This window comes from Gimesia panareensis, assembly GCF_007748155.1.
Taxonomy (GTDB): domain Bacteria; phylum Planctomycetota; class Planctomycetia; order Planctomycetales; family Planctomycetaceae; genus Gimesia; species Gimesia panareensis.
Genome location: NZ_CP037421.1, coordinates 214,249 through 230,742, shown reverse-complemented (window position 1 = coordinate 230,742; position 16,494 = coordinate 214,249). Strand labels below are relative to the sequence as shown.

The following is a 16,494-nucleotide window of genomic DNA, read 5'->3' as shown; positions in this document are numbered from 1 at the left end:
TGGCTGCTGATCACACAGAAAGAAACCGTTTCATGAATCAATGCAGGACCTGCATACTGACAGGACTTTTGTGCCTGATCATGGTGAATTCCCTGTCTGCCGCCCCAAAATCAGCCCCCTTTGTTTCCGGCTTTGATCGTTTCGGGCGCCATGCGGAACTCACACCGGAGATCAGCGGCAGCCTGCTGGTCAGCGAACTGAGCTGCGACGCCTGCCACCCGGGAGATCGTCCCGATCTGCAGGCCAAACGCGGTCCTATCCTGGAGGGCATCGGCAATCGCCTGCAGCGAAAGTGGGTGCAGCAATTCATTTCATCCCCGCAAAGCATGAAACCCGGCACCACAATGCCCGATGTCCTGCACGGTTTATCGAAAGAGAAAACACAGTCCGCGATCAAAGCCCTGACCGCCTTTCTGATGTCCCAACAGCAACCGTTTCCCACGATCAAAGCCACCGGTGCCAACCCGGTTCCTTACGAGTTCTGGAACAAAGGCAACATCAGTCGCGGTCGAGATCTGTATCACAAAATCGGCTGTGTCGCCTGCCACGAACCGGACCCGGATTATGAACCGGGTGAAACGAAGATCTCGCCCAATGATAAACTGCTCGCGCAACTCGATCCGGAAGAGATTAAAGAACTCGGGCTGGCAGCACAGGTGCGTCCGGTGAATTCGGTTCCCCATCCGGACCTGGCAGCCAAGTACACGCCCCAGGCCCTGACCTTCTTTCTACTCAACCCGGAACAGACGCGTTCCGCCGGCCGCATGCCGCAACTGAAACTCGCTGCAGTCGAAGCAGCTGACATTGCCGCGTATCTGCTCCGCAATCAGAAATCCGTACCAGCAACTGCTGACAACCGAGATGCGGCAGCGCTGATCATCGCAGGCAGGAAACTGTTCATTGAGTTCAAATGCGTCAACTGTCACCGGGTTGACGATCTCCGACCGATGTTCTCAGCGCAGCCGATGGTTCAACTGAAAGCAAACGCAGCGGCCAGCTGTTATCACAACCCCAAAGCGGCAATGCCCGCTTATCCGCTGGATGAACAGCAGCAGGCCGCGATCACAGCAGTACTTGCTGAGGTTTCCCAGGATCCCCGACCCTCCAGGGAAGCACTGCTGGCTATTCACCTGCTGCAGTTCAACTGTTATGCCTGCCACGAGCGGGACAAACGGGGAGGCGTGGGCTTTAACCGCAAGCCTTATTTCGAAACCGTCGGCCACGTCGATCTGGGGGACGAGGGCCGCATCCCTCCCACGCTGACCGGCATCGGATTTAAACTGCAGAAAGACTGGCTGTCGAAAGTACTCCAGGGGAAAGGCGACATTCGCCCACACATGCAGGCCCGGATGCCCCTCTTCCCCAGCAGGCAGATTGCGGTACTGCCCAACCAGTTTGAGAATGTCGATCGCAAAGTGGAACGGTCTGAAGAGGAAGTCTTCCCCGAACATGAGCAGCTGGCCCCCGCCGGTCGCATCATGCTGGAGACCGGCTGCATCCAGTGCCATCCGATTCGAGGTGAAAGCATGCCGGGCGTCGTGGGCACGGACCTGGGCGAAGTGACCGAGCGGGTGCATCCTCAGTGGTTTCATGACTTTCTGCTGGATCCCGCATCGCTGAAACCCCGCACCCGCATGCCGACCTTCTTCCCCGACGGGAAAAGCCAGAACAAGGCGGTGCTCAAAGGGGACGTGGAACAGCAAATCGCGTCGATCTGGGCGTATCTCAAAGCGGGAGACAAACAACCGCTCCCGGCAAAAATCCTGGCAGAGAAAGCGAAGAACTACGAACTGGTCCCCGACAAAAAACCGATCATCCTGCGGACCTTTATGGACGAGGCCGGCACGCATGCAATCGCCGTCGGTTTCCCGCAAAAAGTGCACATCGCTTTCGACGCCGAACAGGTCCGCCCTGCCCTGGCCTGGAAAGGCCGGTTCCTCGATGCCCAGGGAACCTGGTTCATCCGCTTCGCGCCTCCCGCCGATCCGCTGGGGAAATCGGTGGTGCAGTTTCCTGCCGGCCCACCGGTTGCACTCTTAAAACAGAAACAACAGGCCTGGCCCATCTCCAAACCAGGAGAGAGCACACTGGAGTTCCGCGGCTATCGCGTCGACAAACAGGGCGTGCCCACATTCCTGTATCGCGACCAGGGGATCGACATCGAAGACCGGCTGGAAGCGACACAGCAACAGACTCTCAAACGACGACTCACGATCAAACCGGGAGCGAATGCCAGCGCGGCGACTCAACTCTGGTTTCGCGGGCTGGCGGGAAAGACCCTGAAAGCCGTCAATCCGACCACAATGCAAAACGAAACCGGCCTGCGTGTTACGGTTCCGGAAGCATTTGCCAAAGCCGCTCAAGTGCGGACCCATGATCAAATCACAGACTGGATTATCCCCCTGCCTCTGACAGGGAACACCACAATTGAGGTGACATACCAATGGTAAAACCGATTTTCTGCCTGCTACTGGGCCTGTTCTGTCTGACTGCTGCCAGACCTGAGGCAAAAGTCTTTGCAGAGAGTGAAGACGATTACTACCGCATCGTCTCCATCATGACTCCCAGGGCGCAGACCGAGTCGCGTTCGAAAAACTGGAAACCCGCGCCCGGCGATCTGGTGCTGGAAGTCAGCGGCATCGCGGTGCTCGACGATCATCGTATCGCGGTTGCCATCCGCAAAGGTGAGATCTGGATTCTGGACGGCGTCTATGATGACCCGCCGAAGAACGTGACCTATCAACGTTTCGCCACAGCGCTGCATGAGCCTTTGGGGCTGATCTGGAAAGACGGCGCGTTCTATACAGTGCAGCGCAGCGAACTGACGCGAATTCGCGATACCGACGGCGACGGGACCGCGGATGAATACCTGACGGTCGCCAAAGGCTGGGGCGTGACCGGGCATTACCACGAATACGCCTACGGTCCCAAACTCGATCATGACGGCAACATGTGGCTCACGCTGAATATCGGCCTCGGTCTGAAAAAAGAACACAAGGCGCGGGCCGTCAAGGATCCGACGCTCGGCTTCGCACAGGGACGCTGGCGCGGCTGGGGCATGAAAGTCACCCCCGACGGAGAACTGATCCCGGTCTGTGCCGGCATGCGGTCCCCTGCCGGAATCGGCGTGAACCGGGCCGGCGACGTGTTCTATACCGACCAGCAGGGAAACTGGGTCGCCACCAACACGCTGCATCACATGCGTAAAGGCGCCTTTTTCCATCACGTGGAAGCACTCGCTTCGATGGGTCTGCCGGGTTCTCCCATTCATGGCATCAAAACGATTCCCAACGGCCTCCCCTTCCCCGAGGCTGTCAAACAGATGCCGCAACTCAAGCCCCCCGCCGTCTGGTTCCCTTATAAAAAAGCGGGACAGTCGGCGACCGATGTCATGCTGGATGACAGCGGCGGCAAGTTCGGTCCGTTCGATGGTCAGTTTTTTGTGGGCGAATTCACACAGGCTGCCATCAACCGCGTCTTCCTGGAACGGGTTGACGGAGAATACCAGGGAGCCTGCTTCCCCTTTCGCGAAGGCTTCGCCTCCGCGGTCCTGCGTCTGGCACAGGGGACCGACGGGAGTATGTTCGTCGGTCTGACCAACCGGGGCTGGAGCAGCCTGGGAACGGCCTCCTATGGCTTACAGCGACTGGTCTGGACGGGAAAGACGCCGTTTGAGATCAAGGAAATGCGGGCGAAACCCGACGGTTTCGAACTGGTCTTCACTCAACCCGTCGATCCGAAAACCGCGACTGATCCAGAGTCATACAAGTTGAAGAGCTACACCTACACGTATCACTCCACGTACGGCAGCGATGAAATTCTGAACCGGGACCTGCCCCTGGAGAAGATCACCGTCTCGAAGGACGGCACGCGGGTCCGCCTCAAAGTGAAAGGGTTGCGGGAACTGTATGTGCACGAACTCGTCGCGGACGGCGTAAAGAACAAAGCCGGCCAGTCGCTGTTGCATCCACAGGCCTACTATACGCTCAACCGGATTCCGAAGGACTAGGTAGCGTTTATTTAATTGTTTTCGCCGTGATAATGAAGTCTATGGCATTAGTTAAGTAAGTCTTCACCGTGGCCGAGGGTATGCTGTCACTCTTGTTTTCAGGACTTCAACAACAGAAAAGCCAAATTAGCCGCAGGGCGTTAGCCCCGGTTGAAACGACTTTGGTATATACAATCCGAATTAAGAAACGCTACCTGGAACGCGAGATCCCGTGCCAGTGCGAGCGTCTGCTCAGACAGGTTCCTGTTGTCTGCGACAACCCCGAATTGCATTCGGGGGCACCCGATTACTCTTTCTATCAACCGGCGTAGGGTAGCCCTGTGTGGCTACCCGCGGGTACGGTTCGGTTCAACCTGGCCCACCACCTTCGATCTATTATTGAATCCAACCAGGCGGGCGGACACGCAGGTCACGCCCCTACTTCTGTTTTATCAAAGCACGGACCTCACACAGTAAGTCGGTGGCACTGTTGGCTTGCCAACAGTGATCGAGTATCAACCCTCAATCGAATCAAAACCCGAACTGAATCGAAAACATGCGCGTTAATTCAGAAAACCGCGTTCGCGTAATTCCTGGATGTTGCCCGGTGCGCTTTCCCAGACACGCTCGGCGGCGTAACGCATGATGGCGATGCCTCCCATGCCGGGCGGCGCGCTGAGGATCGCGGTGTGGTCTTCCTCTTCGTCGTCCAGCTGCCGATTCAGTTTGTCGACCGCTTCTTCCACGCTGTCGCTGACAATCCGCTCGGGGCCACTGATGTTGGAGAACTTCAGGTTCGAAAAGCCGGCGGTCCGCGAAAGCAGAAACGCAGCCAGGTCCGCTTCTTCCTGTTCCTCGAAGAAGTCGCGAAATTCCGGTTCCATCGAGTCGGGGGTGATGATCGTGGGGCGGGTGATGTTGACCTTCCCTTTGCGGATCTTGACCGTCGAGCCAGGCTCCGGCGCGCCCGTGACCAGGTAATAGGGAAGCTGCTGATCGCCGAAAGTAAACAGGGAATAATTCACGGGACGCTCAATCCGTACCGCGGTCCAGATTTCGAAGAAGCGCTGCTCATCGAACTCGTGAGAAAAATTCATCAGGATCCAACCAGGGTGAATAGAAAAAAGAGAGTTTGAACTTCAGGATCTCATGTGTGGTCAGCTGAGTTTTTTCAGCTTGCTGATGCGGCCCGTGGAGACCCATTCGGTTACAAAGAGATTGCCCGCCTGATCGAAGCAGGCATCGTGCGGGTGAACGAAGCGTCCGGCTTCCCATTGCTGCGGCTGCTTGCGGATTTTGAAACCGTCCAGCACACGGTTCGTCCAGTCCTGATCGTAGCCCAGGTGAGTGATGACCTGGTTATCTTTATCGAACAGCGTCACTCGAGCATGCAGATCGGAGACCACCATAATGTCCCCCTGAATGTCGATGTCAGCCGGAAAGCTGACTGTGTTGACAAAGCCGAGGTGTTTACCGTCCAGGCTGAAATACTGCAGACGGTGATTGGCCCGGTCACAGACGGCGATCTTCGGTGTGCCGTCGCGGGTGTCGAGCCACATGCCGTGCGGTGTTTTCATTTTGCCGGGTTCGGTACCACTGCCGCCCCAGAAAAATTCCGGCTTTCCGTCACTGTTGTACTTGTGGATGAAGTGAGAGCCGTAACCGTCGCCGACATAAAATCCCCCATCGGGGGCAAACGCAATGTTGGTGGGGCTGTAGCGGTGCTTGGCGTTCTTGTAATGTTCGGGAGCCTGGGGACGACCGATCTTCCAGACCACTTCGCCGGTCAGATTCGTTTTGGCGACGATACCATGCTTCGTATCAGAGAGATAAAGAAACTCTTCGTTCCCTTCCTTGCGGACATCGATACCGTGCCCGCCGCCATGATATTCCTTGCCGAAGGAGCGGACGAATTTCCCCTGCGGATCAAACACCACGATCGCATCCATGGGGCTTTTAGAGTGAGAACGGTGTTTGATATAAATCAGGCCTGCTTCGTCGACACAGACGCCGTGCGTCTCTCCCCACTGGATGTGTTTCGGCACCTCGCCCCAGCCGTGAGTCACTTCATACTGGAATGCCCCTTCTCCGATGACCGGTTTTTTTGTACCCGCTTTATCGGCGGCCCCCAGAATCGCGGGCGCGAAAAAGCTGCCGGCGATCGTGGCACCAGCAGTTTTCAAAAATGAGCGGCGGGAACTGGACTGGGATGAACGAGAAGCAGCATGTTGTGTCATGAGCAGGTGACCTGAATCGGAAAGAGTTCTGACAAAATACGTGTGGTTCACGTAAGACAAGGTAGGCCCTTCTGTTCGATCTTAACGGACGGAATATGGTCACCTCAATTGTGGATCGGAAAAAATAGGGTATTCTGACAATGTTCTCCAGACGAGGCCGACCAGTTTCCCCTTCGTCAGGCTGCCCGGACCCGATTAAGATGGCCTTTGTTCACAGAATGTGATATGAGAAGTTTCAGCTGGAAAACACGGTTTTTCGGTAATGTATCTTGAGTTAGCAGAATCCCTGTCTGCTGCTTCCCCGCAAGAAGGAAGAAAACATCATGTTCCGGTTGTGTGTCTCGATCTGTTTGTTCACCACCCTGGCCGGTCTGCAGTTTGCCTTGCCCCTGACGCTGCACGCAGAAGAGAAAACGTCGGACCAGCAGAGCCTGCGGATCGATTCGGTACTCGTCACCGTAATTGAGCAGGTCGAAGTCCCCGCGCGCGAAGAAGGCCAGCTGACGAAGATACAGGTGAGAGAGGGTATGACCGTGGAACGGGGTGCCCTGCTGGCACAGATCGAAGACTCCGAAGCGCAGCTGCTGCTCGAGCAGGCGAAGCTGGAATATGAGATGGCGCAGCTGAAAGCAAAAAATGATGTCGATATCCGCTTCGCCCGTAAATCGCATGAAGTCGCAAACGCGGAGCTGCAACGAGCGCAGGATTCCGTTAAGAAATATCCCAAGAGCATCTCCAAAACCGAACTGGATCGCCTGCAGCTGACTGCCGAGAAAGCGGAACTGGAAATCGAACAGGCGACCGAAGAAGCGAAGACCGCGCAGCTGGAAGCCCTGCTCAAGAAGAACGCGGCACAGATCGCGGCACTGGCGGTGCAGAAGCGGAAAGTGGTCTCGCCGATTTCCGGAATGGTGGTGCAGATCATGATTAAAAGCGGGGAATGGGTTCGTCCCGGAGATACCGTGATGCGGTTATTGAAACTGGATCGTCTGCGGGCCGAAGGCCTGGTCAACGCGTCCCTGCTGCAGGATCGGGATCTGAATGACCGCCCCGTCGTGCTGGTCGTCAATCCGGGCACGAAGCAGGAGCAGAAGTTCCAGGGTAAAATTTCATTCGTGAGCCCCGAAATCAATGCCGTCAATAACCAGACCCGCGTCTGGGCGGACATCGAAAACCCGAACCTCAAACTGAAACCGGGCATGCGTGCCTCGCTGATCGTTCAATAAACATCCGCGACTGAGAAGGCAGTCCCCCCATGTCTATCGGCTCCCCGAACTTTTCGAATCAACCACTGCACCTGCGGAAGCGGGCCGATCTGCAGGTGCAACCGCTCCAGTTTGGCGGCAAAACCTACTGGGGCATTAAGGATCCATTTTCACTTCAGTACTACCAGTTGCGGGACGAGGAATATTTCATCCTGCAGCAACTGGACGGCGTCGCCTCGTTCGAAACGATCCGGCGACAGTACGAAAAAAAGTTCCTGCCCCAGAAACTGGATGCCTCACACCTGCAGGGCTTTTTATCACGGCTGCACGAGGCGGGGCTGATCCTGGCGGATGCGTTCGGGCAGGGTGAAATTCTGCTGGAACGTCAGACGCAGAAACAGAGGCAGGCCCGGCGGGCCCGCTGGATGAATCCGCTGGCGATCCGCTTCCGGGGTTTTGATCCCCATCGCCTGCTCACCTGGCTGCAGCCGGTAGCGTCGCTCTGTTTCACTCCCTGGTTTCTGCTGGCCGCGCTGCTGCTGTTCATCTCAGCGGTGACACTGGTCCTGACGCACTTCGATACCGTCGTCGCGCAGCTGCCCGACTTCACCACGTTCTTTGAAGCGAAGAACCTGGTGCTGCTGGGGATCAGTCTGGCACTGGTCAAGATCCTGCACGAACTGGGGCACGCGCTGGCCTGTCGCCACTTTGGCGGGGAGTGCCGCGAAATGGGCGTCATGCTGCTGGCCTTCATCCCCTGCCTGTATGTGAATGTGAGCGATGCCTGGACGATGCCGCAGAAATGGCACCGGATTGTTGTCAGTTCCGCGGGCATCCTGGTTGAGCTGGTGATCTCCTCGCTCTGCGTCTTCCTCTGGTGGTTCTCCTATCCCGGCCTGTTTCATTCGCTCTGCCTGAATATCGTCTTCGTCTGCTCGGTGAGTACGCTGTTGCTCAACGGCAATCCGCTGCTGCGCTACGACGGTTATTACATCCTGCTCGATCTGCTGGAAGTGCCCAACCTCAGGCAGCGGGCCCAGACTATTGTCTCCAACCGCGTGCACCACTTTTTCTTCGGACACAAGGCTGATACGCTGCTCCGCGAACCCCGACGGCTGCGACGACTGCTGTTTGCCTATGGCGTCGCTTCGGCGATTTACCGCTGGCTGGTCGTGTTTCTGATCGTGACCGTCTGTTATTATGTACTCGAACCCTACGGCCTGGAGATCATCGCGCAGGTCCTGGGAACCTTTGTCTTTATGGGAATGCTGATCGTGCCCGTGCAATCCGGAATCAAGGAAATTCAGACCTACGTGCAATCGGGGCGAATCGATGGTCGGCGGTTTGTGAAGCGCTCGGCCCTGGTCCTGCTGTTGCTGGCCGGGCTGCTGCTGATTCCGTTTCCCCACCGCATCTCAGCCCCGGCGCTGATTGAACTGCAGGACGCGCAACACATCTATGTCACCTCCCCCGGATTCGTCGAATCGATCGCCACTCCTCAGACCGTCGTAAAACCGGGAGCCCTGATTGCCCGGCTGAAGAATGATGAGATCGAACTGGAAATCCTCAAGCTCAAAGGACAGATCAGCGAACAGCAGATCCGCATCACCACGCTGCAGACGCGCCAGGTCGATGATCCGGAAGCAGAACGCGAACTCCCCACCGCAGAGGAACAGCTGACTGATCTGAAAGACCAGCTGGAGCAACGGCTGACCGATCAACGGCGGCTCACCCTCACCGCCCCCGCTGGCGGCACCCTGATTCCCGCACCGCGCGAACAGGCATCTGCAGACGAAGCGGAGCTGTCCAACTGGACCGGCTCCCCTTTCGATCTGGAAAATAAGCACTGCTACCTGAAACGGGGCACCTGGCTCTGCTCGCTGGGCCATCCTCAGCAGCTGGAGGCGAGCCTGATTGTCGACCAGGAGGACGTCGAATTCGTGGCAGCAGGCCAGTCGGTGCGGATTCTGCTCGACGAGTACCCGGACCAGGTCATCACGGGCACGATCCAGGAGATCGCCGAGATCGATCTGGAAGACCTGCATCCCAATCTGATTCATCGGGAAGAGGTCATTACGGAAGTCGATTCTGATGGAAACCGGCGGCTGAGCAGTACTTCTTACCTGGTCCAGGTCAAACTGGATGCGACTGAGGAACAACCTGTGATTCACGCGTCTGGACAGGCCAAAATCGCGGTCGCCCCGGAATCGCTGGGAAAAAAGGCCTATCGCGGGCTGCGGAAGACCATTCGCTTACTGCAATAACCGTCATCCCATCAAACCCAGACCCCCTGTTTTAGCATTCGCTAATCTCCCAAGATCGCCATTTGCAGATTGGTGACCAACTGCTAGAATTCCCCGAATCTCTGAACCTCTCAGAAATTCATAATTGAAACACCCCAGCGATTTTATGGCCGGAAGCAAGGAGGCGACCCGATGAGCCATTCACCAACTCAACCCTCGACCCCTCTCAATATTATTGTCCTCGCCGGTGGAGAATCCGCCGAAAGCGAGATCAGTCAGCAGAGTGGCGAGAATGTGGCGCGTGCACTATCAGCACGGGGACATCAGGTGGTGACCGTCGATCCTTCTCTGGTCGATCTGGAAACTTATGACTGGTCAACCTGTGACGTCGTGTTCCTGGCGTTGCATGGGACCTATGGCGAAGACGGCACGATTCAGGCGACGCTGGAACGATTGAATGTTCCTTATTCCGGCTGCGACGCTCCGACATCCAAGCTGGCCTTCAGCAAGTCGGCCTCCAAGGAACGCTTCATACAACAAAATGTGAATACCCCCTCTTACGTACTGATTCATGAATCTGATGATGCACAACGGATTGAACAGCACGCGCGCAGCATGGGTTATCCGCTGGTGGTCAAGCCGGATGCCCAGGGTTCCAGCCTGGGTGTGACAATTGTCAAATCGCCCGAAGAACTGCCTCAGGCGCTGGCCCGCTGCTTTCACTATGACTCCTTCGGCATTCTGGAATCGGCCATCGTGGGTTCGGAATGGACCGTCACCCTGGTAGATGATGAAGTCCTGCCCCTGATTCAGATTGAAACGCCTCACGAATTCTTCGATTACGAAGCCAAGTACCTGGAAGACTCGACGCAGTATCATTTCGAGTTCCAGCAGCCGACCAATGTGATTCAGTCGATCCTGAAAACCGGCGTCGGTGCCTGTAAAGCACTGGGGACGAGCGGCATTGTGCGGGTCGATATTCTGCTGGACCGTTTTCAGCAGCCCTGGGTCCTCGAAGTAAATACGATTCCCGGCTTCACCGATCATTCGCTGGTTCCCAAGGCGGCCGCCCGGGCGGGACTCGACTTTGGTGAGTTGTGCGAACGGGTCCTGCTGAACCGCCTGGCGAAAGCCACGACCCGGCCGCAAAACTGACAAAGTTTACCCAGACGGCCTGTGCCCACCGGGAATTGTGACTTTTCTGTGGTGCACCACAACTCGCGCGGCTTGAGATTGCGATAATGTTAATGCAGGGGGCGGTGCGCAGGTTTCATGTTGCGCGCATCAGACATCAACTCATCAACCAGAGCTTATGAGTCGCAAAGCATCCAAAAAGAAGCCGACGAAAAAACAGGTCCCGGCTAAGAAACAGATCGAAGAGATCGAAGAAGAAGAGGAAGCGCTGGAAGAAGAGCCCTCTGCGCTGAGTCCTGCGCGACTGATCCGCCTGCTGTTTCGTCCCAAGGTGCTGCTGATCCTGGCCGTGGGAATTTCTGGCTGGTTCGGTTTCCAGAAGCTCAAAAATCAGCTGCCCGATCTGGCACAAGAGGAGCAGTACCAGGTCGAAACGCGCCAGCTGTCCCTGATTCCGGCACCGCCTCACTATGTCCCCATCGATCTGGTCGACCAGGTCATCAAGCGCAATCAGTTACCCGAGAAGGTTTCACTGCTGGATCGGGATCTGGTCATTAAGATCGCCGAAGCCTTTCAGAAACATCCCTGGGTGCAGAAAGTGGTCTCGGTACGGAAGACGAGCACGGTCGAAGTCGAACTGCAATTCCGCAAACCGGCGGCGATGGTGGAATTCAAACAGCGGCTGCTGCCCGTCGACAATGCGGGCGTCCTGTTGCCGCCCGAAGACTTTTCGGTCTCCGATGCCCGCCGTTATCCAGTGATTACGGGCGTCGAATCGGTTCCCGCCGGTCCTCCCGGGAATGCCTGGGGTGATGTGACGGTCACCGGCGCCGCGCAACTGGCGGAAGCCCTGGGGCCGCACTGGAAAGAACTGGAGATCGTGTCGATCGAAGCACCACCCCGCATGAGCGAAGCCAGTTCCCTGGACGATCTGATCTATCGGCTGATCACCGCGGGCGGCTCGGAAATTGTCTGGGGCCGCTCTCCCAAGAGTCAGCGTCGAGGGGAACTTCGCGTCGATCAGAAAATCGGCAAGCTGGAAAAATACTATCGCGATTACGGCGGCTTCGACCGTCCCCACGGTCCGTATGAAATCGACATCCGGCACTGGCAGGAAATTTCCCGCCGCCCGCTGCGGCAGCAGAGCCAGCAGCGGACTTTGATGCGTCGCTGAATCAGAGAAGATTCAGATTTGCTGTGATGCTTCGATGAATGCTTCCGGTGACAGGCCTTTCTTTTGCGCAGCCATCTCGGCATAGGACATCTCCGGCTTGAGACCACAGCGGGAAAGAATCTCCGCACGCTGCTCTGAACAGCGAAGATCACCAATGAGTTGATTCAGCACTTTCTCGTCTCCCCTGATTGCTTTCAGGATGCGTTTCGGATCCAATCCGAACGCGCAGCCGGCTTGCGGGGCGTCGCGAAATTCTTCTTTCGTCATCGACAGCCGGACGCAGATCCCCCCTTTTTCAAAGTGATAAATCACTTTGTTTTTTCCGACACTGGTCTGACTCACCCCTTCAGGAAAGTCGAGTTCCTCGGGTAATACAGGGGCCCTTCCCACCAGGGGAAACTTACCTTCATAGATATTGTCGTGCATCATCAGCGTGACGTAGAGAATCGGCTGTGCTGCGATCTCTTCCGGCTGCAGGCGCGGTCCCGCATACTTGAAGACAGCCACCATCAGACCACTGCCCAGCAGCGGTCCGTTTAACCCCCCATAGGGAAACTCGGGACAAACGTGGTCCAGGAAATCTGTCTTGCGGAGCCGATGGACATCGAGCAGGATTTTTCCGTAACCCACGGAGGATTTGTTAAAGGGAATTTCAAACAGGTCGCCTGGCTGATAGCGAACGCGGCGTTTTTTCTGTGTGCTTTTGCCTGTCACTTTCTCCAGATGATCGGCCGGGCAGGATTTGATAAACTCATCCACCCAGTCAGACAGCTGTTCGTAATCGGTGATGCCATGATCGTGCAGGGAAACAAAGGAATCATCTGAAGCGACATGTGTCACATACAGATGCTGGAAGGTTAAAGTTTTTCCCCGGATGCCGAAGTAACAGATGAACGAAAATCCAATCGGTTTACGGTCCAGAATATTCGAAGGCGTCAGAGGTTTGGGTTTACCCCGCTTCGTGGCAGGCAGGAGCTTTTGGCGCTGATCGGTTTCGAGTTCGTAATCAAACTCCTGGTAACCATATTCTTTGCCGATCTCATAACAGATCACTTTGCGGATCAGATCGCCGTCGAAATAGACCAGCATGTCTTTCAGTTCGACGGAATCCCACTGCTTTTTGACCGGTTCCAGCCCGAAGTATTTTCGCTGTTTGTTCGTGAGCGCAAATCGAGACATCACTGCTTCTCCCTGAAATCCAAAGCCGGGTGATATACATTTACAGCGTATCTACACCAGAGCGTCAGTCAATCAAAAAACAGGGCGTTGAACTCAGACGCTCCAGAAGAATCTGTGAAAAAAGGATGCAAAACGGATTTCGAAAGATTAGATTGAATGGAAATTGACAACTTCGCTCGCGCTGATTTTGACCGAGCTGCCACAAGGAGAAAGCCATGACTGAGGATGCTATCGTGCGGGAATACCGGGAACAGGGGTTTGTGCGGATTCCCGAATTCTATTCGGCAGACCAACTGGCACAGATCCGCGCTGCGGTGGAACGGTATAATCGAGAAGTGGTGCCGGGGGTTCCCGAGAACGATGTTGTCTTCGAAGCGGACGGACAGGCGATCCGGAACTGCTGGCGAATGCAGACCCATGATCCGTTTTTTGCAGAGCTCCCCAACGAGGAACGGCTGCAGACTCTGATCGCGGCCCTGGTCAACGGAACGCCGGACTGCATGGGCGTCGAAACGTTCAACAAGCCGGCCAAAGTCGGCTCAGGTGTGCCCCCACATCAGGACAATGCCTACTTCTGTCAGGAGCCGCCGGATGTGCTCACGGTCTGGGTCGCCCTGGATGAGGTCACTCCTGAAAATGGTGCGGTGCAATATGTAGCCGGTTCGCATCGGGACGGTCTCAAGGTGCATACGCCGTCGGGCGTCAAAGGGAATTCGTTCGGTCTGGCAGAAGAAGTCGATGAAGCGACAGCCACGCCGGCTCTGCTCAAAGCGGGCGATGTGCTGATTTATCACTGTCAGACAATTCACTTCAGCGCCCCGAACGTGAGTGATCAGCCCCGGCTCGGCCTGCTGATGGTCTTCCGCGGCACCCATACGCAGGATTCGCCTGCCATGAAAGACGCCTATCAGAAAGCACGGGCGTTGATGGAATCGCAGGCGAGCTGATTCAACGGGTATCCTCGCTTTAGCAGGTGTTCACATCCCGCCTGAGGAACGGTTCGGGCGTGAAAAGGGACGAATTCGGGAAGAATGGGGGCATCCGCGTTACTTTCCGGTCATTTAAAGTGACTTCCGTACCCCGTTCTGCTTGATTTTCCCTGTTTTGACGCTTAGATAAGTGGTTACCTTTCAAATTTCCGTTCTGAGAGGAAGCGATTGGCCGTTTGTTGACTTCAAAAAAACAGCACCCTAAAATCGCTAACTTAGCATTGTTTAATAATTCAACATCAAGACACAGGGAGAGAATCGAATCTGCGCTCCTGAAAGTTCAGGTCGTTGATCCACATTTTTCGGTTCTTATTTCGCTCGCCAAATAACGCAAAGGGGAATGACAACGATGAGTGACCAGGCTAACGAAAACATTGAAAGTGTGCTTCAGGAAACTCGATCATTTCCGCCGCCAGCCGAGTTTGTCGAACAGGCCAATATTTCCAGCAAGGAACAGTACGAAGAACTCTGGAACCGGGCCAAGGACGATCCGGCCGGCTTCTGGGGCGATCTGGCACAGGGCCTGGAATGGGCTCAGCCTTACGATAAGGTCCTCGAAGGCGAGATGCCCGAAACCAAATGGTTCACCGGTGGGAAGATCAATGCCTCGGTCAACTGCATCGACCGTCACCTCGACAGCTGGCGAAAAAACAAAGCCGCCATCGTCTGGGAAGGCGAGCCAGGCGACACCCGTGTGCTGCGTTACCAGGACCTGTACCGCGAAGTCTGCAAGTTCGCAAACTGCCTGAAAAAACTGGGCGTCGAGACCGGCGACCGCGTGACCCTGTATATGCCCATGGTGCCGGAACTGGCCATCGCCATGCTGGCCTGCTCACGCATCGGAGCGACTCACTCGATCATCTTCGGCGGTTTCAGTGCCGATGCGATCGCAGACCGCAACAACGACGCCCAGGCCAAACTGGTCATCACCGCCGATGGCGGCTGGCGTCGCGGTAAGAATATCCCGCTCAAAGAAGCCGTCGACCAGAGCCTGGAAAAATCACCCAGCGTGGAAAAGGTTGTGGTTTACCGTCGTACCGGATGTGAAGTCGATATGGTTCCCGATCGTGACTACTGGTGGCACGACCTGATGGAAGACGTCTCCGCAGAATGCGATCCGGTCGAACTCGACAGCGAACACCCGCTGTTCATCCTCTACACCTCCGGAAGTACCGGCAAGCCCAAGGGCGTGCAGCACTCCACCGGCGGTTACCTGCTGGGAACCATGATGACCTCCAAGTGGGTCTTCGATCTCAAAGAGGATGACACCTACTGGTGTACCGCCGACATCGGCTGGATCACCGGACACAGCTACATCGTCTACGGTCCGCTGGCCAACGGGGCGACCACCGTGATGTACGAAGGGGCTCCCAACTGGCCCGATGAAGGGCGCTTCTGGGAAATCATCGAAAAGTACCAGGTCAACATTTTCTACACCGCACCAACGGCGATTCGTGCCTTCATCAAGTGGGGCGACGAATGGCCCAACAAGTACGATCTCTCCAGCCTGCGTCTGCTGGGTACCGTGGGCGAGCCGATCAACCCCGAAGCCTGGATGTGGTATCACACCGTCATCGGACAGGAACGCTGCCCGATCGTCGATACCTGGTGGCAGACGGAAACCGGCGGCATCATGATGAGCCCACTGCCCGGTGTCACCGCTACCAAGCCCGGCAGCTGTACGACTCCCCTGCCCGGCGTTGTGCCTGATATTGTCACCGCAGAAGGCGAAAGCCTGGGCGACAATCAGGGCGGTCTGCTCGTGATGCGTCAACCCTGGCCGCACATGCTGCGAACCCTGTACGGCGACCACGACCGGTTCAAGGAAGTTTACTTCAGCACGATTCCCGGCTGCTACCTGGCCGGCGACAGTGCCCGTCGCGATGAGGACGGTTATTACTGGATCATGGGCCGCATTGATGATGTGATCAACGTTTCCGGTCACCGCCTGAGCACGATGGAAGTCGAAAGTGCCCTGGTCGCGCATCCCAAGGTTGCGGAAGCGGCCGTGGTGGGCTTCCCACATGAAATTAAAGGGGAAGGCATCTGCTGCTTCGTCACGCTCAAGACCGATGACGGCAGCCCCGAACTGAAAGAAGAGCTCAAGCAGCACGTGCGGACTCAAATCGGTGTGGTCGCGACCCCCGATGACATCCGCTTTGCAGCGGCGCTCCCCAAAACACGCAGCGGTAAAATCATGCGGCGTCTGCTGCGTGACATTGCCGCCGGTCGGGAAAGTACGGGCGATACCACCACGCTGGAAGATCTCAACGTGATTGCCAATCTGCGGCAGAAAGACGAGTAAGACTCGCGGACTCAGGTCCCCTTCAATTATAATGTGCTTC

11 protein-coding genes are annotated in these 16,494 nt (G+C 56.4%); 8 read left to right on the top strand and 3 right to left on the bottom strand.

Translation table 11 applies throughout. The features are described from left to right. Window positions 1-32: 32 nt before the first annotated feature. The gene (locus tag Enr10x_RS00930; RefSeq protein WP_145102902.1) at window positions 33-2,450 is read left to right on the top strand and encodes a c-type cytochrome; all 2,418 of its coding nucleotides are present in this window, start codon (window positions 33-35) and stop codon (window positions 2,448-2,450) included. Further along, on the top strand, window positions 2,444-4,009 hold the full coding sequence (locus Enr10x_RS00925; RefSeq protein WP_145102900.1) for a DUF7133 domain-containing protein: 1,566 nt from the start codon (window positions 2,444-2,446) through the stop codon (window positions 4,007-4,009). Before Enr10x_RS00930 ends, Enr10x_RS00925 begins: the two co-directional genes overlap by 7 nt. A 542-nt stretch (window positions 4,010-4,551) precedes the next feature. Here Enr10x_RS00925 and Enr10x_RS00920 read toward each other — a convergent pair. Both Enr10x_RS00920 and Enr10x_RS00915 read right to left on the bottom strand, forming a co-directional pair. Beyond that, window positions 4,552-5,085 (bottom strand): hypothetical protein, encoded by a 534-nt coding sequence (locus Enr10x_RS00920; RefSeq protein WP_145102898.1) that lies wholly within the window; start codon window positions 5,083-5,085, stop codon window positions 4,552-4,554. A 60-nt stretch (window positions 5,086-5,145) separates the two neighbouring features. Then, window positions 5,146-6,225: an NHL repeat-containing protein gene (locus Enr10x_RS00915; protein WP_145447878.1), complete on the bottom strand. Its 1,080-nt coding sequence runs from the start codon at window positions 6,223-6,225 to the stop codon at window positions 5,146-5,148. A gap of 323 nt (window positions 6,226-6,548) precedes the next feature. Here Enr10x_RS00915 and Enr10x_RS00910 point away from each other — a divergent pair, with 323 nt between their 5' ends. The 4 genes from Enr10x_RS00910 (at window position 6,549) to Enr10x_RS00895 (ending at window position 11,981) form a co-directional block, all read left to right on the top strand. Continuing rightward, window positions 6,549-7,451 (top strand): efflux RND transporter periplasmic adaptor subunit, encoded by a 903-nt coding sequence (locus Enr10x_RS00910; protein ID WP_145447877.1) that lies wholly within the window; start codon window positions 6,549-6,551, stop codon window positions 7,449-7,451. A gap of 29 nt (window positions 7,452-7,480) precedes the next feature. After that, a complete protein-coding gene (locus Enr10x_RS00905; RefSeq protein WP_145447876.1) occupies window positions 7,481-9,694 on the top strand; it encodes a site-2 protease family protein in 2,214 nt (737 codons plus the stop codon). Between the two features lie 171 nt (window positions 9,695-9,865). After that, window positions 9,866-10,828, top strand: a complete 963-nt coding sequence (locus Enr10x_RS00900) for a D-alanine--D-alanine ligase family protein (protein ID WP_145447875.1) — start codon at window positions 9,866-9,868, stop codon at window positions 10,826-10,828. 157 nt (window positions 10,829-10,985) lie between these two features. Beyond that, entirely contained in the window at window positions 10,986-11,981 is a 996-nt protein-coding gene (locus Enr10x_RS00895) for a cell division protein FtsQ/DivIB (protein WP_145447874.1), read from the top strand. Window positions 11,982-11,993: 12 nt separating this feature from the next. Here the strand turns inward: Enr10x_RS00895 and Enr10x_RS00890 are convergent, their stop codons facing one another. Next, the gene (locus Enr10x_RS00890) at window positions 11,994-13,160 is read right to left on the bottom strand and encodes an immunity 26/phosphotriesterase HocA family protein (protein ID WP_145447873.1); all 1,167 of its coding nucleotides are present in this window, start codon (window positions 13,158-13,160) and stop codon (window positions 11,994-11,996) included. Between the two features lie 215 nt (window positions 13,161-13,375). Here Enr10x_RS00890 and Enr10x_RS00885 point away from each other — a divergent pair, with 215 nt between their 5' ends. Next, complete coding sequence (locus tag Enr10x_RS00885) at window positions 13,376-14,107, top strand: phytanoyl-CoA dioxygenase family protein (RefSeq protein WP_145447872.1); 732 nt, start codon at window positions 13,376-13,378, stop codon at window positions 14,105-14,107. Between the two features lie 391 nt (window positions 14,108-14,498). Continuing rightward, window positions 14,499-16,454, top strand: coding sequence for an acetate--CoA ligase (gene acs / locus Enr10x_RS00880; RefSeq protein ID WP_145447871.1), 1,956 nt, complete (start codon window positions 14,499-14,501; stop codon window positions 16,452-16,454). Window positions 16,455-16,494: the final 40 nt, after the last annotated feature.

Coding starts and splice junctions, on each gene's coding strand:
- Enr10x_RS00890 (WP_145447873.1), bottom strand. CDS start 13,160: ATGTCTCGATTTGCGCTCACGAACAAACAGCGAAAATACTTCGGGCTG.
- Enr10x_RS00915 (WP_145447878.1), bottom strand. CDS start 6,225: ATGACACAACATGCTGCTTCTCGTTCATCCCAGTCCAGTTCCCGCCGC.
- Enr10x_RS00910 (WP_145447877.1), top strand. CDS start 6,549: ATGTTCCGGTTGTGTGTCTCGATCTGTTTGTTCACCACCCTGGCCGGT.
- Enr10x_RS00895 (WP_145447874.1), top strand. CDS start 10,986: ATGAGTCGCAAAGCATCCAAAAAGAAGCCGACGAAAAAACAGGTCCCG.
- Enr10x_RS00885 (WP_145447872.1), top strand. CDS start 13,376: ATGACTGAGGATGCTATCGTGCGGGAATACCGGGAACAGGGGTTTGTG.
- Enr10x_RS00905 (WP_145447876.1), top strand. CDS start 7,481: ATGTCTATCGGCTCCCCGAACTTTTCGAATCAACCACTGCACCTGCGG.
- Enr10x_RS00925 (WP_145102900.1), top strand. CDS start 2,444: ATGGTAAAACCGATTTTCTGCCTGCTACTGGGCCTGTTCTGTCTGACT.
- Enr10x_RS00900 (WP_145447875.1), top strand. CDS start 9,866: ATGAGCCATTCACCAACTCAACCCTCGACCCCTCTCAATATTATTGTC.
- Enr10x_RS00930 (WP_145102902.1), top strand. CDS start 33: ATGAATCAATGCAGGACCTGCATACTGACAGGACTTTTGTGCCTGATC.
- Enr10x_RS00920 (WP_145102898.1), bottom strand. CDS start 5,085: ATGAATTTTTCTCACGAGTTCGATGAGCAGCGCTTCTTCGAAATCTGG.
- acs (WP_145447871.1), top strand. CDS start 14,499: ATGAGTGACCAGGCTAACGAAAACATTGAAAGTGTGCTTCAGGAAACT.